The 24,987-nt window shown below is 39.7% G+C and carries 21 protein-coding genes; 12 read left to right on the top strand and 9 right to left on the bottom strand.

Annotation, left to right across the window (positions count from 1 at the left end):
• Positions 1-583 precede the first annotated feature (583 nt).
• Entirely contained in the window at positions 584-1,237 is a 654-nt protein-coding gene (locus I6N90_RS11500; RefSeq protein WP_197935636.1) for a transcriptional regulator, read from the bottom strand.
• Between the two features lie 490 nt (positions 1,238-1,727).
• Here I6N90_RS11500 and I6N90_RS11495 point away from each other — a divergent pair, with 490 nt between their 5' ends.
• From I6N90_RS11495 to I6N90_RS11465, 7 genes are all read left to right on the top strand, one after another.
• On the top strand, positions 1,728-2,225 hold the full coding sequence (locus I6N90_RS11495) for an RNA polymerase sigma factor (protein WP_197935635.1): 498 nt from the start codon (positions 1,728-1,730) through the stop codon (positions 2,223-2,225).
• Positions 2,218-3,174, top strand: coding sequence for a hypothetical protein (locus tag I6N90_RS11490; RefSeq protein ID WP_197935634.1), 957 nt, complete (start codon positions 2,218-2,220; stop codon positions 3,172-3,174). Before I6N90_RS11495 ends, I6N90_RS11490 begins: the two co-directional genes overlap by 8 nt.
• A gap of 17 nt (positions 3,175-3,191) precedes the next feature.
• Entirely contained in the window at positions 3,192-4,193 is a 1,002-nt protein-coding gene (locus I6N90_RS11485) for a copper amine oxidase N-terminal domain-containing protein (protein ID WP_197935633.1), read from the top strand.
• Between the two features lie 250 nt (positions 4,194-4,443).
• Entirely contained in the window at positions 4,444-5,400 is a 957-nt protein-coding gene (locus tag I6N90_RS11480; RefSeq protein WP_197935632.1) for a hypothetical protein, read from the top strand.
• A complete protein-coding gene (gene uvrA, locus I6N90_RS11475; protein ID WP_197935631.1) occupies positions 5,397-8,321 on the top strand; it encodes an excinuclease ABC subunit UvrA in 2,925 nt (974 codons plus the stop codon). Before I6N90_RS11480 ends, uvrA begins: the two co-directional genes overlap by 4 nt.
• A gap of 12 nt (positions 8,322-8,333) precedes the next feature.
• The gene (locus I6N90_RS11470) at positions 8,334-9,122 is read left to right on the top strand and encodes an RNA polymerase sigma factor (RefSeq protein WP_197935630.1); all 789 of its coding nucleotides are present in this window, start codon (positions 8,334-8,336) and stop codon (positions 9,120-9,122) included.
• Between the two features lie 48 nt (positions 9,123-9,170).
• On the top strand, positions 9,171-10,172 hold the full coding sequence (locus tag I6N90_RS11465) for a hypothetical protein (protein WP_197935629.1): 1,002 nt from the start codon (positions 9,171-9,173) through the stop codon (positions 10,170-10,172).
• Positions 10,173-10,291: 119 nt separating this feature from the next.
• Here I6N90_RS11465 and I6N90_RS11460 read toward each other — a convergent pair whose 3' ends face one another.
• A complete protein-coding gene (locus I6N90_RS11460) occupies positions 10,292-11,149 on the bottom strand; it encodes a phosphatase PAP2 family protein (protein ID WP_197935628.1) in 858 nt (285 codons plus the stop codon).
• 214 nt (positions 11,150-11,363) lie between these two features.
• Between I6N90_RS11460 and I6N90_RS11455 the strand changes: the two genes are divergently transcribed.
• On the top strand, positions 11,364-12,287 hold the full coding sequence (locus I6N90_RS11455; protein ID WP_197935627.1) for an NAD(P)-dependent alcohol dehydrogenase: 924 nt from the start codon (positions 11,364-11,366) through the stop codon (positions 12,285-12,287).
• A gap of 305 nt (positions 12,288-12,592) precedes the next feature.
• On the opposite strand, the gene I6N90_RS11450 is transcribed toward I6N90_RS11455, so the two are convergent.
• From I6N90_RS11450 to I6N90_RS11435, 4 genes are all read right to left on the bottom strand, one after another.
• Positions 12,593-13,537 carry a DUF4179 domain-containing protein gene (locus I6N90_RS11450; protein ID WP_197935626.1) on the bottom strand — a complete coding sequence of 315 codons (945 nt, stop codon included), beginning with the start codon at positions 13,535-13,537 and terminating at the stop codon, positions 12,593-12,595.
• Positions 13,530-13,991 (bottom strand): sigma-70 family RNA polymerase sigma factor, encoded by a 462-nt coding sequence (locus tag I6N90_RS11445; RefSeq protein WP_232242869.1) that lies wholly within the window; start codon positions 13,989-13,991, stop codon positions 13,530-13,532. The genes I6N90_RS11450 and I6N90_RS11445 overlap by 8 nt, the downstream gene beginning before the upstream one ends.
• A 165-nt stretch (positions 13,992-14,156) precedes the next feature.
• Positions 14,157-14,942, bottom strand: coding sequence for a Gmad2 immunoglobulin-like domain-containing protein (locus I6N90_RS11440; RefSeq protein ID WP_197935625.1), 786 nt, complete (start codon positions 14,940-14,942; stop codon positions 14,157-14,159).
• Positions 14,943-15,109: 167 nt separating this feature from the next.
• Positions 15,110-16,048, bottom strand: a complete 939-nt coding sequence (locus tag I6N90_RS11435; RefSeq protein WP_232242868.1) for a macrolide 2'-phosphotransferase — start codon at positions 16,046-16,048, stop codon at positions 15,110-15,112.
• A 169-nt stretch (positions 16,049-16,217) separates the two neighbouring features.
• On the opposite strand from I6N90_RS11435, the gene pcp reads away from it, so the two are divergent.
• The 4 genes from pcp (at position 16,218) to I6N90_RS11415 (ending at position 21,100) form a co-directional block, all read left to right on the top strand.
• On the top strand, positions 16,218-16,865 hold the full coding sequence (gene pcp / locus I6N90_RS11430) for a pyroglutamyl-peptidase I (RefSeq protein WP_197935624.1): 648 nt from the start codon (positions 16,218-16,220) through the stop codon (positions 16,863-16,865).
• A 157-nt stretch (positions 16,866-17,022) separates the two neighbouring features.
• Positions 17,023-18,990, top strand: coding sequence for an AraC family transcriptional regulator (locus tag I6N90_RS11425; protein WP_197935623.1), 1,968 nt, complete (start codon positions 17,023-17,025; stop codon positions 18,988-18,990).
• Positions 18,991-19,107: 117 nt separating this feature from the next.
• Positions 19,108-20,109, top strand: coding sequence for a FecCD family ABC transporter permease (locus tag I6N90_RS11420; protein ID WP_197935878.1), 1,002 nt, complete (start codon positions 19,108-19,110; stop codon positions 20,107-20,109).
• Entirely contained in the window at positions 20,102-21,100 is a 999-nt protein-coding gene (locus I6N90_RS11415) for a FecCD family ABC transporter permease (protein WP_197935622.1), read from the top strand. The genes I6N90_RS11420 and I6N90_RS11415 overlap by 8 nt, the downstream gene beginning before the upstream one ends.
• A 96-nt stretch (positions 21,101-21,196) precedes the next feature.
• On the opposite strand, the gene I6N90_RS11410 is transcribed toward I6N90_RS11415, so the two are convergent.
• From I6N90_RS11410 to I6N90_RS11400, 3 genes are read right to left on the bottom strand one after another with little or no spacing between them, the layout of a single operon-like run.
• Positions 21,197-22,285, bottom strand: a complete 1,089-nt coding sequence (locus tag I6N90_RS11410; RefSeq protein WP_197935621.1) for a Ger(x)C family spore germination protein — start codon at positions 22,283-22,285, stop codon at positions 21,197-21,199.
• Positions 22,282-23,370, bottom strand: coding sequence for a GerAB/ArcD/ProY family transporter (locus tag I6N90_RS11405; RefSeq protein ID WP_197935620.1), 1,089 nt, complete (start codon positions 23,368-23,370; stop codon positions 22,282-22,284). The genes I6N90_RS11410 and I6N90_RS11405 overlap by 4 nt, the downstream gene beginning before the upstream one ends.
• Before the next feature lie 15 nt (positions 23,371-23,385).
• Entirely contained in the window at positions 23,386-24,831 is a 1,446-nt protein-coding gene (locus I6N90_RS11400) for a spore germination protein (protein ID WP_197935619.1), read from the bottom strand.
• Positions 24,832-24,987 lie beyond the last annotated feature (156 nt).

Here is a 24,987-nt window from a genome sequence, read left to right as displayed (position 1 = left end):
TTAAACACTCCACACTCCTTTGGATGATTAGACTACTGTACTAATTTAAAAAAAGGCATAAGAATAAATTTGCTAGAGCACGCAACGCTTGGTCACCCAACCGCAATGAATTGAACATTTTCACTAACGAACCGTAGATTGCTTATTTGCGAAAATTGTGCTCTTTAATTATTTTAACGAACTCCAGTGTCGTTAAGTTGTGACTTCCAAGAAGAATCGTGCTGATTCATAGGAAATAAGCACTCTGGAGTTCGTTAGAAAAATAAAACCACTGATTTTGATCAAATAAGACTTACTGAGTTCGTAAGCCATAGGTTCGGTAACGCTCGTTGCCACTTGCCACGATTAATAGTTGCAGATCGACTAACTTATGAAGGATTCGTCCGAGCTACGACAATGGCAAATACATTTTCACTAACGAACCGTAGATTGCTTATTTGCGAAAATTGTGCTCTTTAATTATTTTAACGAACTCCAGTGTCGTTATGTTGTGACTTCCAAGAAGAATCGTGCTGATTCATAGGAAATAAGCACTCTGGAGTTCGTTAGAAAAATAAAACCACTGATTTTGATCAAATAAGACTTACTGAGTTCGTAAGCCATAAGTACGGTAACGCTCGTTACCACTAACTACAATTAATAGTTGCAGATCGACTAACTTATGAAGGATTCTTCTTGCATGCTGGTCTGTTACTCTTAGATGTTTTCCTAATTCTGAGGGAGAGAATGGATGAAACAATCGTCTTGCATAACGAATAGTTTCTGCTTCTAGCCAGGTTAAATCTGTAGGTACATCTGTGGCAATAAACTTCCCAATAAATGATAGAACAAGTTGCTCGCACCGTTTTGGTTCATCTGTAATGGAAAGATAAGCTATAGGAAGAAACATCCAGTCATCAAGTGCTAATAAACAATGTCGCCAACACAAATCTTTAAAGCGTCTAACGTCGAGGTCCCTTGCATGAGGCCCAAAACCTTGTATTTCGATCCCTCCCTTTACATCTCCGCCGGGCATATAAGCTAGATCTAAATAGCGATAACCGTTGTTGAAATCACGAACTTCCCATTCGGGATATAGATGGTTGAAGTTTTTTACTGCTGGATACCAAACAGAACGTAAAAACTCAACTGTCCCATGCCCGAGTCCCTTCTCTAGCATTTCTCGTCTTCTTGGATTTTGTTCTTGGTCAATGGCGACATTCATCCATTCTTCATAAGCTTGATCAAACCTTGACATGGCAAGTTACATCCTTTCTTTTTTTGGTCGCAAATGTAAATGCAAAAAGCCGCTTCGGCACCAGCCACCTGTAAGGGGCGGAATGTACCAAAGCGGCGTGTGCTTCACGACCAACGTTATACTGATAGTATAACGAAAAGAAGTTAGTTATCAACGAGTAATTTCATAGTTGTAATGAAATAAGTTGTTTAATAATTACAATGAATGTAGTCAATTTATCGTTTGATCATTTTAAGTTACTTTATAGTTAACTCGTATCGTGCAAAAATTGTGATCACAACAAATAGAGTTTCTTTGCTTTGTTAAAGTTTTAACGTTAAAAATGTTTATTCATTTGGTCTTAAGCTGAATGTATTTTCCAGACAATCCCGCTGAATAACTAGCATATTTGCGATAAAATAATGAATACATAAATATTTTTATTTTTTTTTTATTAAATCAAACATTTAGCATCGTTCGATTGTGTTAGTAGTAAAGGGGGGAAGGCAGCATGGAGGATACCTTGCAGCGTACGGGCAAGGAGATCACTCACATCTATAATAGTCATGCAGATACCATTTATAAAGTCTGCTTCATGATGTTAAGAAATGTTGTTGATGCAGAAGAGGCCACACAGACGGTTTTTTTAAAGCTGATGAAGTCTAACCAGGCGTTCCGCGACACCGAGCATGAAAAGGCTTGGCTCATTGTGACTGCCCGCAACCATTGCAAAAATATGATTAAACATTGGTGGAGACGGCTGCGAGTCACATGGGAAGAAAGTGATCAGAAGCAACTTTCTGAAGAAATTAAGCAAGACCAAATCATAGATGAAGTGCTTTCCTTACCGGCGAAATATCGGCTTCCTATCTACTTATTTTATTATGAGGGATATAGCACAAAAGAGATCGCAGATATGCTTACAATTAAAGAGCCTACAATCCGGACACGGTTACATACAGGTAGGAAACTCTTGAAGCTGTCGATAGGTGGTGAGCGACATGAATGAGAAAGAGTTAATCACCAGCATTTCAAGGCTAAACCCGACAAAAGAGCAGAAGGAAAGAATGCTAAGCCGCATTCTAGTTCCGGAGCCTCCACGGAAAATGCCGTTGAAAAGAAGATATAAAATAGCAATTCCTGCTTTATGTGGGACAATGTTATCACTTGCTTTCGTATTTCCTATTTTCTACAAACAAGATGCAGAGATTCCACAACTTGTAGCACTTAAAGCTGAATCCATGCAGCCAGCCAAAACATTTAGACATTTACCTGTTATCGATTTAATCGAGCCGCAGAAGTTTATGAACTATAATGGATTTCGTTATACATTCTTAAATGAAGGTGCTCCTTATGATCAATCTAGTCTGAGGTTGAACAAGGATGAACGTTTGGGTGTGTTATCAGCTGAAATTCAGCAAGACATAGGAAGCAGCGGAGAAGATGGATATGATGATCGTGATTTTGCTACTACCTATTTGGTAGGAGGGGAGCTCTATCCTTTGCAAAGTTATGATCCAAGCTTTCGACTTGCGGTAGCGTATAGAGGACAATATTATATTGCACAGCTTGCAGGTAAAGCCGACAATAGCATTATTCCAGCTGAAGATTACTTGGACTTTGCTGATATGGACAAGCTCGCGGAGCGAGTCGATATAATGAACATTAGTGGTAGTGATTTTTTGCATTCATTAGAGATAAAGAAGGATATCCGTCATTGGATTGCTATGTTACGCGGAAGTGAAGAGGCTGTTCATGTAACTAAAGAAGATTATGAACAGTTGGTGAATACGGACCCCGAAGGTAAATCGTATTTAGTAAGATTTCATTTGAAAGACAGTACTTTGATTGATATGTATATTATTCCGGAACTAAAGCTCGCATCTTTTGGCGACGGTCGGTATATTTTACCAGATTCATTTACTGAAGATTACGCTAAATTATTTTCTATCCAATAACGAGAGGAAGTTTTAATATGAAAAAATATATGAAACGTACACTTTGTACCCTTACTGTAGTTGCTTGTTTGTCTGGAGGAGCATCTGTATTCGCAGCTAACTCGCCAGAGATTGTTCCAATCAATGCACCTCTTTATGAAATCATGCAACAGAATAAGCTTGATTCCTTTAGAATTTATGGAAATGCTACTTCTATTGAAAAAGGTCGCATCGTTCTAGAAAACAACAACGAGAACACGGAGTTTCCAAAAGTCGTATTGCAGATTAGCGAGCAAACACTAATTCTTGATGCAGTAACTGGATTGCCGAAGTCAATTGACGACATTCGTGAAAACGAAACGGTGTACGCTTACGTTGGCCCAGCTATGACAATGAGTTTACCTCCCATTACAAGTGCTGAAGTTCTTTTGACAGGAATTCCTGCTGACTTCGCAGTTCCTACTTTTGAAGAAATTGATAGTGTTGAGCAAGGTGAAAATGGAACTGTCAAAGTTAAAACGAATCGTGATGTAACACATACAATAACGGATGAAACTGAGCTTACTCCTTATTTGACAAAAAACATTATAACGAAGCATCATCTCGTACCGGGAACGAAAATGCTAGTTTGGAAGAGCTCAACATTAACTGAAGTGTCTGCGGAATCAACAAAAATGATGGTATTCCCTTATTCATACGAAGGATATGTTAAGCCAAGTCTTGACGGTGTATCAATTAACGGCGAAGCACTTAAGCTTGCTGATAATGAAAAGCCATATTTGGCAAATGGTCGATTGATGTTGCCTTTCCGTCAATTTGTAGAAGCTCTTGGTTATAACATCAAATGGGATGGCGAAACAAATGGTATTAAAGTGATGGACGGCGACAAGGAGCTATATTCGTTCACTGCTCGTGGCACAGAGCTTGTACAAGGTGAAGACAAGCATACACTTTTTGAAGCTGCAGCTGTAAAAAACGGTGTAACCTTTATGTCCGCTGATGATCTAATCCATTTTAATGGAGCAAAGTTGGCAGAATAGTTTTTAAAGATAGTGTCATAGCAAATAAGAATCAATAGATTAGGGCGGTCTCTACGAGTCAAAACATGACTTGAGAGACTGCCCTTTTTCTATTTCAGTTGAATTCAATTACTATCTTTATCGGGCATTATTTCGTATGGTACTATTTAACTATGTTTAGAAAATTTTTCTAATAATGATAGATTTATTAATAGTATGGCATCTACAAATGAGAAGGATTAACTTACTAGAGAAAAAGGAGCAACTCTTCGTGGAATTGAACCAAAAAAAAGATATTACAGCTATTTTTCGTGAAGCACTTGAAACGTTTGTAGAGAAGATCCAGATGGATGATCAAGTTATTGCAGCTATTTTAATTGGGAGTTTGTCCTATGATCAAGTGTGGGAGAAATCGGATATTGATCTGAGGTTAATTGTTCATGATCAGAAGCTTAATAGAGGTTATGCATGTTTTGTAGAAAATGATATCCCTATCAATGCTAGCATCCAAACCCGCAATGACTTCAAGCGATCGGTTGAAGGTTCTGTGCAAAGTTCGATTAGCCACTCGATGTTAGTTAGAAGCACATTGTTATTTACGAAGGATGTCACCATTAGCGAGTATTTGGAGCAAATTCGTCATGTTGGAGAACGAGATCGTCAGCTCCAGCTAATCGAACTAGGAAGTTATGCGTTATCCTTACAAGCAAAAGCTGAGAAATGGCTCTATGTGAAAGATGATCCGATCTATAGTGCCGTTTGGGTTATTAAAATGATTGATGTTCTTGCTCAGATTGAAGTGGTTTTGCATGGAGATATCCCAATGCGGGAAGTCGTTCAGCAAGCTATTCGTTACAATTCTGACGTTTTCCAAGTAATCTATACCGACTTTGTGAGCGAAGCAATCAATCGACATAAAGTTGAAGAAATGTTAACGCTTATTCATCAATATTTAATTGAACGGGCAGAATCGTTATTCCGGCCGATTATCCAGTATTTAAAAGATGAAGGTGATATGAGAACGCTGAACGAACTTGTGCAGAAATTTAATCTTCTCATTCAAGTTAATTCTGCCACAATGACAACAGTATGTGATTGGCTAGCAGAAAGAGGATTAATAGCTAAGCTGGAAGCGGATACAAAAGTAACGCCAAAAAGCAGAGTAATGCTTTTTGAGCCAGCATATGTATACGAAGATGAAATTTCGGGGATGTGGGGGAAGGCATGAGAACACATATAGAGGTACGCGGAGCAAGGCAAAATAATTTGCAAAACATCGATGTAGATATTCCTAGGGACAAGTTAACGGTAATCACAGGAGTTAGCGGATCTGGCAAGTCTTCTTTAGCATTTGATGTTATTTACGGTGAGGGACAGCGACGTTTTCTTGATTCGTTATCCACATATGCCAAAAGCCGTATGAATCAGGTAAAGAAACCGGAAGTTGATTTTGTTTTTGGACTATCGCCGGTAATTGCAATTGAGCAGAAGAAAGGTATTATTAATCCCCGATCAACAGTCGGCACGATGACGGATATTTATGATTTTATGCGGTTATTGTTTGCATCTGCTGGAGATGCTGCTTGTCCTTTATGCGATCATTCAGTTCCTATTCTTACAGCTGCACAAATGATTGACCATATTCAGCAACTTCCGTCCGGTACGGAGCTTGAAGTGCTTGCACCTCTATACAAGATTTACGGTGATACATACGAGACGACATTAGATGAAGTTCGTGCAAAAGGGTTTAGAACGGTTTTAATTGACGGCGATCGAAGAAGTCTAAGTGATCCATTAGAACTGGAAGATGAAGCAGAGTATCGGATCGAAATTGTGGTAGATAAGGTGATTGTGAAACCTGACATCTATAAGGCGCTGACTAAGACGATCGAAAATAGTTTAAGTCTTGTTGGCGAAGGTTTTATACGATTCGAGCTTATTTCTATTCCTGAAGATGGGTCGGTTGACGAGAAGAAGTTTTATGACTCGTTTGCTTGCCCAGAACATCATTTAACGATGGGAGAACTTAAGGCGAACTATTTCTCTTTTAACGATATAGCGAGTGCATGTAGAACTTGTGGAGGAATTGGAACCTTCTTACGAGCTGAACCACGTTTTCTTGTGAGGGATTGGAATAAAAGTATCTCACAAGGTGCAATCGAACCTAAGTTGCTTAGTAGTACAAGTAAAAGCACGTGGATGTGGTCGCTAGTTGGGAGCATGGCAAAACATTTTGGTTTTGATCTGAATGTACCACTGAACGAAATGTCGCAAGACGTCCAGAAAATGTTGTTCTATGGTACGAAGGACGTGAAGTTTCCATTAGTTCCAACTGAAGGTGCAGGCAAAACGCAATACAGACATGAAGGTAAGTGGATGAGCTTTGGTGGTTTTGTCCATATCATCAATTGGTGGTATAAACTTAATTTGAAACGACAAGGGTCACCTGCAGAAGCTGACTTTTATAAAAAAGTAATGGTAGAGCATACATGCCCGGATTGTGACGGAAAGAAATTAAAGCTTCAGCGATTTTCCGTACGAGTAGGTGGTGCAGATATACATGAGCTGAGTGTCATGTCACTTAGAGAGCTGCATCATTTCTTGAACACACTGGAATTTCAGGAGACAAAAGCACATATTGGTAAGCAAATTGCTGGAGAAATGATATCTCGCTTGCAACTTCTACTCGATATTGGGCTGGACTACTTAAATTTAGGAAGGCGCTCTGATTCGATATCAGGTGGGGAAGCGCAGCGTATTCGGCTATCTACGCAGATCAGTTCAGGACTGATGGGTATGCTGTATGTGCTTGATGAGCCAAGTATTGGTCTTCATGCAAGAGATAGCTCGCGCATTATGGATACACTTAGGAAGCTGCGTGACATAGGTAATACGATTATCGTCGTTGAGCATGATATGGACACAATTAGTAGTGCGGATCATATAATTGAGATCGGACCAGGGCCGGGACGTTATGGTGGACAAGTTATCGCAGAAGGTACAGCGGAGCAGCTTGTAGCTACTAAACAATCAATAACTGGAGCTTTTATGTCTGGAGTTCGTTCGATAGCTGTACCTTCTGCTCGCCGCGTTCAAACCGGACAGTCGTTATCACTACGCGGAGCAAGAGCAAACAATTTGAAAAGTGTAAATGTAGACATCCCACTTGGTGTTCTTGCATGCATTACTGGTGTATCTGGGTCTGGTAAAAGCACATTAATCCATGAAGTATTGTGTAAGCAATTATTTTCAATATTTAACGATGCAAGAATTGTTCCAGGTGAACATGATTCTCTTACTGGTCATGAACATTTGACGGGAGTCATTATGATTGACCAGTCTCCAATTGGAAGAAGCACTCGCTCCAATCCTGCGACCTATGTCGGATTTTTTGACCGAATAAGGGAATTGTTTGCGAAAGAAAGTGAAACGCTGGGTCTTTCAATAACAAAAAACGATTTCAGCTTTAATCTAAAAAATGGCGGTCGCTGCGAGCATTGCCAAGGTGAAGGTTTGGTCGTTACAGAGCTGCAGTTTATGCCTGATATAGAAACAGTTTGTCCCGCTTGTAATGGCAGTAGATTTAATGATGAGATATTAGAGATTAAGCATAAGGGAAAGAGTATCGCGGATGTACTTGATATGAGTATTGAGTATGCGGCCTCATTTTTTGAGGAGACATATATTAAGCACAAATTAAAAGTTCTTGATGAACTAGGTCTAGGTTACTTAAAGCTTGGTCAGTCTTCCACGACGTTATCTGGAGGAGAGGCACAACGGATCAAATTAGCTTATGAGCTTAGTAAAATGAAGAGGGGCAGTCATAATCTTTATGTTTTGGACGAGCCAACAACAGGTCTACATTTGAGCGATATTCAGAAGCTTATTGATAGTTTGCAAAAGCTTGTAAACGCTGGACACTCTGTACTCGTTATCGAACATCACTTGGATCTCATTAAGGTGGCTGACTATGTAATCGATATGGGACCTGATGGGGGGAAACACGGTGGCATAGTCGTCGCATGGGGCACGCCCGAAGAAGTAGCCGAGACAGAAGGTTCGTTAACTGGAAAGTTTCTTAAACAGACTTTAAATCCTATTCCAATGATAGATATTCATAGTGAGCGGCATCAGATGATTAAGGGCTAAGGAGGGAAGTAATTGAGCAGAGAGCTTCGGGAGGATGGATTCAATCAGCTTGCTGTGCATTCACTTCTCACGAAGAATGGGCAAAGTGATGGAGATAAGGAACTTGTAGAAAGGGCGCGCAAAGGTGATCAGGATGCATTCAGCGAACTTATCCGCGCACATCGTGCTGAAGCATATGGCTGGGCAAACAAAATTACGCGTGATCCTCATTTGGCGGAAGACATCGTTCAAGAGGCACTTATACGCGCATTTTTGCATCTAGGTACGTTAGTGGATGCGAGCCGATTTTTACCTTGGCTACATCGAATCATTCGTAACCAAGCGTATATGAAGTTACGTCGTGGCGGCCCGTTTGGCAAAGAAGTGCCTTTTACTAGTTGGGGCCAGAAAAGCCATCATGCCGAGTACCGAAGTATGGGAGATAGTCAGTCTATGGACTGGGGAGATATTGATCGTATTTTGTTTCGTATGTCGAATTCAGCTTCAGAACAAGCTGAACAAAGCGGTGACATAATGAGAAATCTTATGCGTAGAGAATTGATGCAAGATCTCCGGGCATTGCTTCACGGTTTGAGCAAACGCGAGCGGCAAATTTTCGAAGCACATTTTTTCGGTGAATTATCTCCTAACGAAATAGCTCTCTTGTTTGAAATGACAACAGCGAATGTATACAATCTTTTGTCTCGCTCTAAGACGAAAGTACAAAAGGAACGCATACGCGTTGCGATCTCGTTATATGTACGGCAACGAGCGGAGCAAGGGATGAAACGTGTACATATTTTGCGACCACCCAATATTTAGTCTCTTGCTTAACCCCCCTTATATCACAATACTATTTGGAGGCTAACGATGAGTGAAATGAAAAGAAAAGACTGGAATAGGACGTGGACGAGTGCTGCTGCAGCTATTCGCGGAGCGGTTGACTACACAGACAAAAAACATTATTCCTTAGTTGATGTTATGGGTATTACTGGACATGCTTTTCGTATCAATATTGATCCCGACCATATTGACATTGCAGGACCAACGATGTTTCCCGGAGGGTTTATACTAAGACGTAACCTATGTAATTTGGGGTTCATTAGTAATTTATCTGATACTGAGAAACCATTCACACCTGAGAAGGTAGAGATGGTGATGGCGATGATACAACAATCACTTGATAAAGGGATTCCAGCTATATGCTTCGATCTGTTTATACCTGAGTTTGGTCTTATTTATGGATATGACGATGAAAAGGGTTTATTTCACGCCAAGGATGTTTCTAAGGATGGCACATTGTCGTATACAGATTTTGTTGAAAATCGAAATATGTTATTTGTAACAACGATTAGTGAAAGTCTTCCTCACTCCAAGTACGAAACACTTCGTATGGCGTTAGATATGATCATAGACCATGCCAGAGGAAGAGAGTGGCAAGTTATTTTCGAAGGTAAGTACAGTATCGGGATGGCTGGTTATGATGCATGGATAGCTTGCATGGAACGGCGTGGTGCCGACCCATTAGGAAATGCTTATAATACAGCGGTAGTTAGTGATGCAAGAGAATATGCAGCTCAGTTTCTTCGTGAACTTGTTGTACGTTGGAACGGGGAAAATGTTGTTGAACGAACGGTTCGTAGATTGGCTGGTGAAGCAGCAGTGCATTATGAAAAGGTAGCTTCCGCGTTGGTCGAGATGCGAGAGATGTTTCCATTTCCACAAGGCGGTGAACCTAATGATCCAGCTACAGCTGATCGAGCGACTGAATTACTGCGTGCGGCGAAAGAAGCGGAAGAGCAGGGGGTTGTTGTGCTAGAGAGGTTGCTTAATTTTATGAAGGGTTATTGGTCGGAGAAGTGGGTTAATTGATGAACTAGTAGTAAAGATGAAAACTTCAACTAGGTGATAATAAAGCAAAAAAACACAGCAGCCACTAGTCTACTGTGTTTTTTCATTTTACTTATTACAACGGATAATCGTTAATCGTTTTATTTTGTTCCGGGATAAAGTTCAACTCTAAATATTTTACATACTACGAACGTACAGCAGATAGTAATAAACGCCCCGAACAACACATCCGTAGCAAAATGATCGCCCATCACTATTCGGCTATATGAAGTCAACGCTCCCCATACAATTGCAATCAGTAACATCGTAGTTCGCCATTTATTCACGAAGGGCATGTACAACATCCATACGATCATCGTCCAGCCGTTAGCAGAATGTGCAGAAGGAAAAGATTTATATGTTTCAGATGTGACCCCGTTTAGTTGAAGCCCTTGCGGCAAAAACCAGTTTGTAAATTGTGTATAGTCACCCTCCATGTTTCGGAACCTCATCCGCCCCCAATAAATTTTAAGGACATTCACAATCGTCATTTCAGCAAAAATAATGATAATGCCCGCCCAAGCGGCTCTGTTATATGCTTTCAAAGTATGAATAGGGACAAAACGAAGCAACCATTGCACAACAACCGTAACAACAAGTGTTATGAACATAGAAATGATCAGAGTCTCACTGTTCGCAAGCTCCCAACTACCAAATAACGATCTGAAACTAACGGTAATGCCACCAATAACCGTCGTTATACCACCTACAATACGAAACAGAATCTTTTCGACTATAATTCTGTGCTTCGCCGTACTAAACAAAATATTTCCCGAGATAAACAAAACAATATAAGCGGGAAACGCACCAAACTTTTCGAAAAATTGCCCGAAGGATGAATTGTTTTCGTTGTAGACAGCTTTAGATACAGGTAAATCAGCAAAACTAAACACGAGCATTAGCGCAGCCCACAAAATAATAAAACATACAAAAAACGTCTGTAACCCTCTTGTTGACATAACAAAACTCCTAATTCATTTCGATTACTTACTAACATGTGACTAAAGAAATTATTTTATTATAGCTTTTTAAAGGTAGCTGTCGCTTGCTTAGAAACCACTATTATAAAGGTATATTTTCTATCATTTCAAGTCTAAAACCATACTTTAGTATCTTTATATCGATACCGTACTCCATATATACTCATTGCAAATCAACCTTTGGAGGGAAATAATGAGAGCCATTGTATGCACAAAATACGGATCACCAGATGATTTGCAGCTTAAAGAGGTGAAGAAAGCTTCTCCTAAAAACGATGAAATATTGATAAAAGTTCATGCAACGACTGTAACGTCAGGGGACTGTAGAGTTAGAAGCTTTAAAAGTCCACCATTGTTATGGGTTCCAATGCGCTTAGTTTTAGGTTTCAGCAAGCCTAGAAAAGCTATTTTGGGCGTGGAACTGGCTGGAGAAATTGAGGCAGTAGGTAAAGATGTGAAAAGGTTTAAAAAAGGTGATCAAGTGTACGGATTAACGGGTATGCGATTTGGTGCTCATGCGGAATACACATGTATGCCTGAAGCTGGGAATGTAGCGTTAAAACCAGCGAACGTAAGTTATGAGGAAGCAACAACGATCCCGTTTAGCGGAACAACAGCATTGCATTATTTAAAAAAAGGAAAAATTCAGCATGGGCAAAAGGTACTCATTTATGGAGCATCTGGAGCAGTAGGGTCTTCGGCAGTGCAGCTTGCTAAATACTTTGGGGCAGACGTAACAGGCGTATGTAGCATCGCAAATTTGGTATTGGTGAAATCACTAGGCGCTGATCGGGTAATTGATTACAGAAATGAAGATTTTATTAGTGTGGGAGATCAATACGATCTGATCTTTGATGCAGTAGGGAAAATCACCAAGTCTTATTGCAAAAAAGCGTTAGCTCCAAATGGGAAGTTCATTTCTGTTGCTCAAGGGATAACAAAGGTATGTAAGGAAGACTTGATATTTCTCAAAGAGATAGTGGAGTCGGGAGACTTAAAGCCAGTAATAGATAGACGATATCCACTGGAACAAATCGCTGATGCTCATAGATATGTGGATATGGGGCGTAAAAGAGGGAATGTCGTTATAACAGTGACACATGGTAACGATAACTAAGTTTAGTTTTCGTTCACTTTGTCAGACAGTTGTACTAACTCAGTTTTGTTAACGTCCAATTCGGCAATCAGTATTGGCTACTCGCAATAGCAATCATTAGTCTAACGAACCCAGTAACTCTTATTTGTGCAAATTGTGCCTTTCAAAATGTTTAACGAACTCCAGAGTGCTTATTCCAAGCAATTTAGCTTTATTTCTGCCCAAAACTACTCGATAACGACACTGGAGTTCGTTAGAATAAAATACTCGTCATTTTCTTTAATATAAGCGTTTTACGATTCGTTAGCGGTTCTTAATGTGAATGGTTACTTGTTACTTATGATCGCTTTTGGAATTTGATTGGTCTCTCGCTGTTCAATAAATAACGTATTTTCGGTGAAACCTTTCGTTTGAATTAATGTGTTCATTATGGCTTCTGCTTCAGCCTTCGTTTCGAAGTATCCTGCTTCAACAAAGTAAGTGCCGTGTTCATCTCTGAGCATACGGAGCCCCTCCATATCGAGTAACTTCTCTTCATCAATGCTTTGAGGATCATCGTATGCGAAGGAATTAGTACGTACCGAAAAAATAGATTTCCGTTCCTGTTCGGCATTGTTTGGTTTTACTGTAATGATAACTTGTGCAGGATTACTATATTCTTTCACGTCAAAAACAACATCTTCGTGGAATGTGATGTTAAACCGGATAAGTGAATCGTCAAAAGACATGACTTGATAGGCATCCTTAATCAGTTTGCTTTCCTTAAGTGCAGCCAAATCAGTTTCCGCTGAAAATTTTCTTGCGCCGCCAATTGATAAGCTCATCGTAGTTGGATATTCACTATATTTAACGTTAAATGAGCTAGCTATTTGCTGAGTTTGTTGATCTTGTTCAAAATGGATAACGATTTGCTCATGATCAGCTTTCTTTTGTAATGTGATTAAGTTGATATCTGTATTGTCAGTGATCGCTCCACCACCAGCACTTCCATTATGGAATTGCAACGTTTTCACCAATGTTCCGAGTCCAGGTACTTGCGCAAGGTTGCTTGCAAGAACGGGCATCGTGTTAACACTGATCGTAAACACAACCAATATGCTAGCGGCGCTAGCGCCTGCTCGTTTAAACCAAATGTTCGTCCGGGTTCGCCGATTATTACGCTCTCTCTCTAATTTCCCCCGCTGGATAGCCGCTTCCGTAACGTCAGCCAGTTCATCTGGAATAGCAATTTCATCATATTGGTTTTTTAACTTTTCAAATGGATTATTCATCGTCGTTTCCCTCCTTCAAATTGAGGTTTAATTTTTCCAGTGCCCGATAAATAATCGATTTTACTGTACTAAGCGGCATATCAACGATATCGGCAACTTCTTTTATGGACAAATCCTCAAAATATCTTAAAATAATGATGGTTCGCGCTTTTTCATCAAGACTGTCCACTGCTTGTTGCAGATCGATATATTCTTCTGTGCGCTCCCTAACGTAGCTAGGCTCGGAAGTTCCTTCTATACTAACTGTTTTTTTGGCGTTACGAATAAAAGTAAGCGCATAATTGACTGCAATCTTCGTAAGCCAAGTATTAAAGTATTGTGGCTCTCGTAATTTATGGATGGAAATAATAGCTCGATAGACGGTTTCTTGCACAATTTCGAGTGCATCGTCCTTGTTTCGAACATAAGTGTAAGCGATACGATATATTCGTTCTCTCTGCCCGGCGATCAGCAAAGTAAAACTTTCGTCATCACCTGCTATCGCTTTTTTGACTAAATCAGTTTCGTTGACAATAGTGGAACACCTCCTAGCGTGGGATGCAATTTCTTTTTGTCATTTTGCCCCAAACGTTACCAATCATACAGGTATAGCGGCGTTTCGCAACGCCGCTATTGTTAGTTATGGAAGTTTAATAGCAATTACATCAATAGCTTTTCCACTTTCCTCATCCATTCCGAACAATTCTAGTGTCATAGGTTGGTTTCCCGTAAGTTTGTTTGCAGGAACGGTTATCGATTGCTTCACTTTTCCCCATTCTGGCGCGCCAATCGTTGCAGTACCGTAATCTGACGCTACTACGGTATTGCCTTGCTTTACGGCATAATGATAAGTTCCTTCATTCATTTTTGCTTCACCTTTAATGGAATAGCTCATAGATACAGGAGTAACCGTTATGTTGCGGAATGAATCATTATTTGTTATTTTGTTTTGAGTCATATCTGTTAGTGAAATGTTTATTTTACGAACTTGCTTGCCGCTTTCTTGGTCCATCTCGTAAAGTTCTAGCGTCAGCGGTGCGTCACCGGATAGCTTTGAAGCTGGAACTTCAATTTGTTGATTGATTTTGCCCCAGTCTGGACCTCCGATAGAAGCGCTGCCGAATTCTTCTACAATAACCTTATCGCCTTGTTTAATCGTGTAATGATAAGTTCCTTCAAATACGCTAGCTTCACCTTTTAATTGAAAAAGCAGCTTTTCTTTCGATACTTTAATATTTCTAAATGATTCAGATACTGTTTTTTTCGAGTCGGACACGTTAGTAACAAGTTGGTGCTTTGCTCCTTGTTTAACTCCCTCTTTAGCTTGGGCAATAATCGAGTCATTTGAAGTGGATAAAATAGTTACAATTGTCGCTCCTGCAATTACCGAAGCTGCTACTGCACCAATAGTTATTTTTTTCATCATTATAATCTTCTCCTTATAGGTCTTAGCCTAGTTGTATTTTGTTTAGCCATCGATGTTGTTCGCTTCATGAAGTTTACATAGGTTAGATGCATGAGTAGGGTGAAAAGACGCAAGGTAATAAATTCCATTTAAAAAAGCTCCTGATCACATGATCAGAAGCCTATAAATTATTTAGTTGGAATCTCTTCACCATGTTCATTTACCCCAAGTAATGTGCGCGCCATTATCTTATACTCCTCAATGCCTGACTTAAGAGCGAAGGAAGCAATTTTAACCGGATATGCAGAAGCCAATTCTACAATATGGTCATACATTCGAGGCCAAACTCGACCGCCAAACTTCTCATAACGATTAATTAGTTCAGATAAGGCTGTTTCACCAAATAAAGCATAATAAATGGCGAAATCAGTAGCAGGGTCAGCAACCTCAGCTTCAGTCCAATCCAGCAGACCGGTAACTCGTCCGTAGGAATCTACTAAAATATGACCGGGGTGCAAGTCACCATGCACGAGAACAGAATGATCAGGCCAATAAGAATGATCAGCCAGCCATAACTGCCATCGTCTCCAAAGTGATTCGGATACCCCGAAAGCAGCTTTAATTTCGTCCATCGTTTCGGAAAATTGTTGTCGTAGTTCGAATGGTTGTTTAAGCCGGATGCCAGCATTTAGGGCAATGTCATGATTGATAGTATGCAAGGCAACTATCGTCTCAGCTAACGAGTGTACGAATATTTCAGGAATAGAGGCTGGATCGAGATACCAATCGAAGTTTCTAGTAGTGGGGTTTACAGTTGCAGCAGGGGTACCTTCCAGCATGGGATATGCAATCATTTCGGATGTGTGAACTTCCCAATTAGGTACAGAGACAGGTAAGGTAGAAGAAACAAGGTCTAACACTTTTTTCTCATAAGTAGCCGACTCGATTACATCTGGTCTTCTTGGAATTCGAAAAATCCATGGAACACCGTCGTTTGATTTGGCTAACATTGCAAGGAAGTCTAATCCTGAATCATTAAATGTGATACTGGAGGGATCGAGAGTTATTCCATGACTGAGTGCAAGTGAAATGATAACATTGCTATCATTGCCATTGATTTCGGACATAAATATACACCTCTTTTTCTAATTGGAATAACCAGGTAGAAGGTTATAATAGAACTATCATACCATTTACATACAGCAGAAAATCAACCCTGTTATTTCACTAAATATGAGTTCGGTTACCACAATTAATGCCTTATTCATTTGGTTAATAGAGAGAAGGGGGTTCCTTATGATAAAAGTATTATTGACTGGGTTTGATCCATTTGGAGGAGAGACAGTCAACCCTGCTTGGGAAGCTGTGAGCGCACTTAAAGGACTTAAAACGGATACTTTCGAAGTAGAAATCTATCAGTTACCAACGGTTTTTAATCAATCACTAGACAATTTGTACAGAGCAATTAATGATGTGCAGCCTCATATTGCCATATGTTTAGGTCAAGCTGGGGGGCGTTCCGAGTTTTCTGTGGAGCGGGTTGCAATAAATCTTAATGATGCTCGTATCCCTGATAATGAAGGGAATCAGCCAATTGATACTTATGTGTTTGAAGGGGGGCCTGTCGGTTATTGGACTAGTTTGCCGATCAAAGCGATTGTTCATGAATTGAAAAGACAGCATGTTCCTGCATCCATTTCTTATACAGCGGGAACGTTCGTCTGCAATCATTTGTTTTATGGATTAATGCATCATATTACAGAGAATAAGCTCGCTATCCGTGCTGGCTTTATTCATATTCCTTTTTTGCCAGAACAAGCTGCGAAATACGCCGGTCAACCAAGTATGGCTCTTGATACGATTGTAAAAGGACTTATGATAACGATCGAGACGACGATTGCAAATGAACAAGATATCATCGCGGCGGGCGGTCAAATTTGTTGAAAAATAGTATTTGCGATATGGCTAAATTCAATAGTTGCGCACACATAAGATTGTTAAGTTTAATTAATATTCATTGCAAATGATAATTATTATCAATTATAATAGATTCATGTCCTTATATCGGAATTAAATCCTCGAGAAAGGGGAGATGGATCTAATGAAATACAAAGACTATGCTTTGTTATGGAATCATGCTTTTATTAACATCTTAGATATACGATTAACAAAAATGAATCAAGGAGAGGAATTGAATGCCTATCGCTTGCCCGCAAGCGCATTCCTCTATGTAACGAATGGTAGTGGGCAAATTCGATTGGATAGTACGGTTCATCTAATCAATCGATTTAGCATCGTGCATGGAGGTAAAGGGCTCTGCTTGGACGTTGTAGCAGAAGAGTTTTTAGAATATTATATGGTTTTGTATAAAGCCGTATTAGCTCTTCCTACACAACAAGGATTATTAAAGCTTATGGAGCAAGAAAATCCTTTCCAAATGCAATATTTATTTACCCCAGATTATCCGATTTCAATTTTCCCTAAAGTCGTTCAAATGAGCCAAGAGTGGCAGCAAGCAGAATCACTCGAGAAGTTACATATCAAATCGTTATTTTATCAATTGATCCATGAAATATTAGATCAAATGAAACATCAGAATGTTCGATCAGTAAAACCTGATCTTGTAGCACAAGCGCTTAAATATATGGAGGAACATTATAAGGAACAGCTTACTCTTGATTCATTGGTTGAAATGTTAGGATGCGGCGCAAGTCAATTGCTCAGATCATTTAAGAACCAAGTGAAAACGAGCCCGATCGATTATTTAATTCAAATTCGTATCAATAAAGCAAAGTCATTGTTGATAACTACTGATTTCACTTTGAAAGAAATAGCCGATAACGTTGGATATTCTGACAGTTATTATTTTAGTCGTCTCTTTAAAAAGCAGGTAGGGGTGTCACCAACTCAATTTAAAGAAGACGTTCGAAATCAAAGTGTACGCCGAAATAATCCATCCTCTTCGTTTAGATATGCCATTGTTCAAAGAAAGCATCAACGTTATATTGTAAACGGGCATGATAATCATTATCAATCTATTGGAAAAGGGGATTTACAGATGTACAGAAAGTCGAAAACAGCAATGGCAGCAACGTTATTATTTTGTTTTGCATTATTTCTGAGCGCTTGCGGAGCAGGAGGCACAAATGCCAACACTTCAAGCAGCAGCGCACCAAGCAGCATTGTCGAAGCTACGGCTACTCCGTCTGCGAACGCAGCTTCTGAATCTAGAGTTATTAAACATGCGATGGGGGAAGAAACGCTTACAGGCACCCCACAGCGTGTCGTTATATTAACAAATGAAGGAACCGAGGCGCTCCTTGCAGTTGGAATCAAGCCAGTTGGAGCAGTTAGTTCATGGGTTGGTGACCCTTGGTACAACCATATCAAAGAAGATATGGAGGGAGTCACTGTAGTTGGGGATGAGTTGCAACCCAATATTGAATTAATTGCTAGTCTTAAACCGGATCTTATTATTGGTAATAAGGTCAGACAAGAGAAAATATATGAGCAATTGAAACTAATTGCACCAACAATCTTTTCAGCGGACTTGATGGGTGATTGGAAAATAAACTTCAAACTTTATTCAGAAGCATTAAACAAAAAAGAAGAAGGAGACAAAGCTATGGCTGCCTTCGACAAACGTGTTGAAGATGTGAAGGCTAAGCTGGGCAGTAAAGCAGAAACGAAAGTTTCAGTTGCACGTTTCTCTGCAAGCCAAGTACGTATTTATCAGAAACAAACATTCTCAGGCGTTCTTTTGAGCCAATTGGGAATTGCTCGTCCTGCTTCGCAAGATAAAGACTCCTTTATGGAAGTGATGACGAAAGAAACGATTCCAAGCATGGATGGGGATGTTATGTTCTACTTCGTATCGGAAAAACCGGGTCAAACAGATGGCGCAAAAGTGGTAGAAGAATGGAAAAACGATCCTCTATTCAAAAACTTGAGCGTTACTAAAAATAATAAGGTTATCCAAGTTGATGAAGGCATTTGGAATTCAGCAGGCGGTTATGAAGCAGCTAATTTATTGCTGGACGAGCTAGTTAAATACTTTGAAGTTAAGTAGATCTGTAAACTAAATCAACAAGCTGGCGCAAATAATAGCGTCAGCTTATTGTGTATTTCGGCGGTTCAATAGGGCTGCTCATCCAGGAGGCAGAGCGTGAGCGTAAAAAGGTCATTTATGATACAGAGCAACAGGAGCAAGATCGTAGGTTTAATAGTAGGTATCATTGTATTGGCTATTAGTATGTTGACAAGCGTTTTATTTGGGCTTCAGCATTTCGGATTAAGGGACTTGTGGTACGCTTACAGTCAATTTGATGGTTCTAATGAACATCTCATTCTTACAACAACACGTATGCCACGTGCATTGATTGCAGCGGTAGTAGGAGCAAGCTTAGCTATTGCTGGCGCTATAATGCAAGTATTAACGAGAAATCCGTTAGCTTCCCCATCTATCTTTGGAGTAAATTCGGGAGCTGTTTTATTTATTGTTATTGGACTTACGATATTCGGATCATCTTTATCGATGAATGGCATGATCTGGCTCGCTTTTTCCGGCGCAGTCGTTACTTCATTCATTGTCTATATGCTAGGCATGCAGGGTGGAAACGGGTTTGAGCCGATTAAATTGACATTAGCAGGGGCTTCCATTGCTGCATTTGCTTCTTCAATCACTTCAGGCATTATTTTGATTAATAAAGAATCATTAGAATCTGCTCTGTTCTGGATGATTGGTTCTGTGTCCGGAAGAAATCTTGATCATTTATTAATGGTGCTTCCCTATATGGTTGCTGGTTTTGTATTATCTACGCTGCTATCCGGATCTCTGAATATAATGGCTCTTGGAGATGATGGCGCCAAAAGTTTAGGTCAACGTATGACGCTAGTACGAGTCATGTCCGCGACTGCTATCGTTTTGCTGGCAGGAAGTGCTGTTTCTGCAGCAGGTCCCATCGCTTTTATTGGACTAATCGTGCCTCATCTTTGCAGATATATAGTAGGAAATGATTTTAGATGGCTGCTTCCCTACTGTGCATTAATTGGTGCTATTTTGCTAGTCACTGCAGATATTGCATCACGTTTCATTCTTGATTCAAAAGAGATTCCTGTAGGTGTTGCAACAGCGATTATTGGGGTGCCCTTCTTAATTCATGTGGCAAGAAGGAGGAACCATGCTTAAACTTCTTTCAGGAAAAAATAGTTTTATTATTGCGATGTTAAGTTTCGGCGTTGTTGCACTGTCTCTTATTTGTTTATCTATTGGTGGTGTAAGTGTACCTTTGAAAGAAGTTGTACTCTCCCTTATGGATCGAAATTTAGGGAGTAGTGATTTAATTATTATGCAGTTTCGATTGCCTCGGATCGTTGCAGCTGTATTAATCGGCGCTGCTCTGGCAGTATCCGGTGCTTTATTGCAAGGTGTTATTCGCAATCCACTCGCTTCACCTGATTTGCTCGGGGTAACTGGGGGAGCCTCTGTTGCTGTTGTTGCTTTTATGACGTTGTTTACTGGTTATAGCATTCATTGGGTTCCGGTAATTGCGATTGTGGGCGCAATGGCAGCAGTAGTTATTAACTACGTATTTGCTTGGAGGCGAGGTGTTTCGCCGTTTAGGCTTGTTCTTATCGGTATTGGTATATCAACGGCTATGGGGGCAATTACGACTTTTTTGCTAATTAGTGGACCTGCTTATTTGGCCGCACAAGTATTAAATTGGATGACGGGCAGCATTTACGGGACGAATTGGAGCTATGTTGACGTGTTATGGCCATGGGTGGCAATATTTATTCCATTGTCACTGTTATTTTCGAAGGAATTAAACGTTCAGTCTCTGGGTGAGGAAACAGCGGTTGGGCTAGGCAGTAGGATACAACTTAGCCGTGTAGTTTTGCTATTTTTTAGTGTTGCTCTTGCTGGTGCTGCGGTAGGGGTAGCTGGAATGATTTCGTTTATCGGATTGATGGCGCCACATATCGCAAGAAAATTAGTTGGCAACTCATTTCAAATGGTCATTCCTGTATCGGCATTACTAGGTGCGATTATTTTATTGCTCGCTGATTTGGCAGGAAGGATGCTATTCCAGCCGCTTGATATTCCAGCAGGTGTGTTTACTGCAGGAGTGGGGGCGCCCTTTTTTATGTACCTAATATTTAAGCGTAAGAAGGTGTAGTTACTCAAGTGTAATGATATTGAAGCTTGGATCTTGGAAGGTGGCTGAGATGATTTTATACAGCAAATCATTCAGCCATCCTCCCATTATTAATAATCACTTTACAATACGGCTATCTACGACAACCTTTATTTTTACGTGAGGGTACTGCTGCTTCCACACTTTTTCATTCCAGGTTTTCGAATGAGCTCGTACATCATTTCCAAACCCTAGAGGATCTACATTTAACTTCTGAAATTTCTTCACTAAGCTCTCGCACTCTATTTTAATTTGATTGTTAATCATGATGTTTAACTCTTTCGTATTGATTTCAACAGGTTTTGCTTCGTTTGATTCCATGAGCTTCCCAGTTAGGCGGATGTATAACGACATTTCTTTATTTGTATTTGAATAATGATATCGCATTTTCGTTTTCAAGTTGCGAATGGAGAGCTCTTTTCGGTCTTTCAGTTTTACTTTAAAAAAGCTCGTTTGGGTATGCTTTTGTTTCATCCAACTATAAGGATATATCTCATCCAGAGACATTTTTCCAACATAAGCGGCATCCTTCAATAAGGCAATTCCTGTTAAGCTTACTCTATCGTCTATAGCATCAATAATAGGCATGACAGGGTCCATACCTTCGCCCTTTAATTCATAAATAAATTGGTGAAGGTTCATGAGTGGCAGACCGAATGTTTTAATATTGTTATGGATGACCTGGCAAAGGTACCTTCCTAGCGGCTGATTGGTATGGGGGTATTTTTTTTGAAAAAGATGATCGGCATTACCTGTGGTCATAGCAAGTAACATTCTTCCGCTTAACAATGGATCTTGTGATAATATTTCAGTAAAATCCTGAATCCCTAACTGAAGAATTGGTTTGCTGAACAATAAAACATTAATTTTGCTATTGGAAATATATTGATCGCTTGTGTGGTTCATTTTCATCATCACACTTTTTAAGTTGTCCCCTTTACCTTCGTAAAACTGACTTTCAATCTTTTGATTGCTATGGAAGGTAGGGACGCTTATCGTAATTTTGTACAGTTCATCGCCCGACTCCTCATTGCCGCCCTCTAACGTCGTTTTTTCTGCAAGATCTACTGCAGTACCTAATGCGATATAGATATCTTCTACAATTTCTTTTTTTATCGTACAGCCTGTTAATAAACAGACTATAAGTAATAAGGTGTACCATTTCATGAATGTAATCGCCCCTTCAGCCGAGATAGGAGTGTTAATAAAGGTACATATAGAAAAATTAGCGCGAATCCAAAATAACTGGCAGTCCGATAAAAAAACATAGTTTGTTCTGAATCTTTAAATGCCAAACTGCATACAAAGACAATGACCAAACATAGAGGGAGCGTTTTTCTTTTTGCGAAACGAAACTGTAATTTAGTGGATTGAATAGCTATCCAAACATAGAGAGCAAGCAGTGGGACAAGACGAAATAATTGAAAAGAAGCGCCGATAAATTCAACTCGCTCCATAAAGGGGAACTCAACAAATTTAAACAATGTTAAAATGGGCCAGTTTTCTTCCTGTAATTGTCCCAGACTATAGAACATCATCGAGAAAATGAAGGCCATTAAATAAATGATCATCGTAACGATATTTCCGAAGTGAGACCATGCTTGCGCTTTTTTTCCATCTTTAATAAAAGGATAAAAGATCAGTAACGCCTCGATGCCAAGATAACCAGGTAGCATGCTCCAGGTAGCCTCCATTAACTCCGTAAACTTATGGGACCATATAGGAAGTAGGTTCGAAGGATAATAATACGGCATTAATACTGCATAGACGGCAATAAAAGCGAGTGAGATTTGGGCAAATAAAAGAAACCCAACAATAACCCGAAAGCCACCGGCCACAATATAATAGACTAATAAAAGGAGTAGGGAAATGAGTATTCCTATTTGCAAATCTGGAAAAACCCAAATTTTAACGATTTCCGCATACAATCGAACACTCATTGCGGCTACGATCAAGAAGTTGAAAATAAGCGTAATGTTTAGAATACCGCCTATTACGTTGCCAAACATACGTTTATTAATCGTAATAAGATCGGTTTTCTCACGATTTAACAAGCAATACATAAACCAAATCCCAATATGCATACATAAAGCAGCGATAATGATCGCGATCCAAGCATCTTGGCCGACTATATTAGCCAGTCTTCGCTGGAAAGTTAAATAATCAAGTCCTGCTTGTGCTCCAAAAGCAATATAAAAGGCGGATGAAGGCGGAATAGTCATATGATCTGGCACTTTATATTCCGTCTTCATCTATATGCAACTCCTTTATTCATCAATATCTTGCAATGGCGCAAGTTTTCTTTTTTTACTTTTGAAAAGAGGACGATTAAGTGTCGGTCTAATTTTGAAACTATTTAAAGGTGCTCTAACGATGGAATCTTTCCAATCTTGCACGCGTAACGGGTAAAAAGGTTGGAGAAAAGGAGTTCCAAGCGACTTTAATCGCAATAAGTGAGTTAGTAAAAAACAACCACATATAAGTATCCCTACAATTCCAAGCATGGCAGCTGCAATAATAAACGGATACCGCAACACACGAATTGTATTGCTCATATGAAAGATCGGAACGGTAAACGAAGATAAGGCAGATAGTGCAACTAAAATAAGTAATATGTTGCTAGTAAGTGCAGCTTGAACGGCTGCTGTTCCGAGAACGATACCGCCTACGATACCAATGGTTTGTCCAATCTTGGAGGGTAGGCGTGCGCCAGCTTCTCTTAATAATTCGATTGTAAGTTCCATAAAGATGACCTCCATCACAGGAGGGAAAGGCAGATTGATTCTTGAAGAAATGATAGGTTCTAACAACAGTGTTGGAATGAGCTGATAGTGGTAAGTTAAAACAGCGATGTACATAGGTGTAACTAAGATTGAAAATAAGATAGCGAAAATACGTAAAATACGAAAAAATGAACCAATATGCCATGGCAAGTAATAATCCTCGTAAGCAACGATAAACTGTCCGAGCGTAGCCGGACCGGAGAAGGCTTGAGATGAACCGTCTGCAATGACTGCGATACCGCCGGAAGATAAAATATGAACCAATCGATCAGGCCGTTCGGTCTCTATAAATTGAGGAAACAACGAATAAATATTGTCTTCCATCAGTTGAGTCATACTTGTACTGTCAGTAATGACATCTGTGCTGATGCTGTTCAGACGTTTAACCATATGTGCAATATTAATGGGGTTAGCAATATTTTCTATGTACATGACTACACATCGTGTCTGAGTAGTATAGCCGATTATATATTCTTCCACCCTAAGTTCTGTTAGCGGAAGCCTTCTGCGAATAAGCATAATATTTGTATCTAACGATTCGATAAAAGCTTCCTTAGGACCAATTACGCTGAATTCAATTTGAGGTGCTTCAATAGAGCGCGATTCGGTTTGTATCACTTGGAGGGCAATGCTAGCTTCCTCTTCCGGGGTGAATAACATGATAAACCCCATAAGAAGTTTTTTTGTTATTTCTTTGTCTTCAGTCAGAATGACTCGATCAGAGAAAGGCAACTCTTCGTAAATTTTTTGAATACTTTCATTTTTAAGCTGATGCACTGTTGGCAAAATATATTGGTTCAAGCTGTTGCTGTTTACTAACGTTTTGTAGTAACAAATATAAAAAGTATATGTAGGCGTAGGATAAACAAAATGGAGAAAATCGGATGATTTCGAATGTAACTTAACAGTATGATCATAAAGATTGCTCACGATAGACGCTCCTTTCGTAATCCATCACATAGTCTGTCCGTATCATTCGTAAATATGTGCCAAAAATTGACCATGTCCAACTGGACGTGGTTATTTCTTGTTCAAAGTCCCAATAGTTGTCAAATTGATGACAATTAATCATTTGGAAATTAAATT

Origin of the sequence: Paenibacillus sp. GSMTC-2017, assembly GCF_016019935.1 — a bacterium.
Classification (GTDB): Bacteria; Bacillota; Bacilli; order Paenibacillales; family Paenibacillaceae; genus Pristimantibacillus.
The sequence above is the reverse complement of the archived record's forward strand: the minus strand, read 5'-3'. Positions and strand labels throughout refer to the sequence as shown.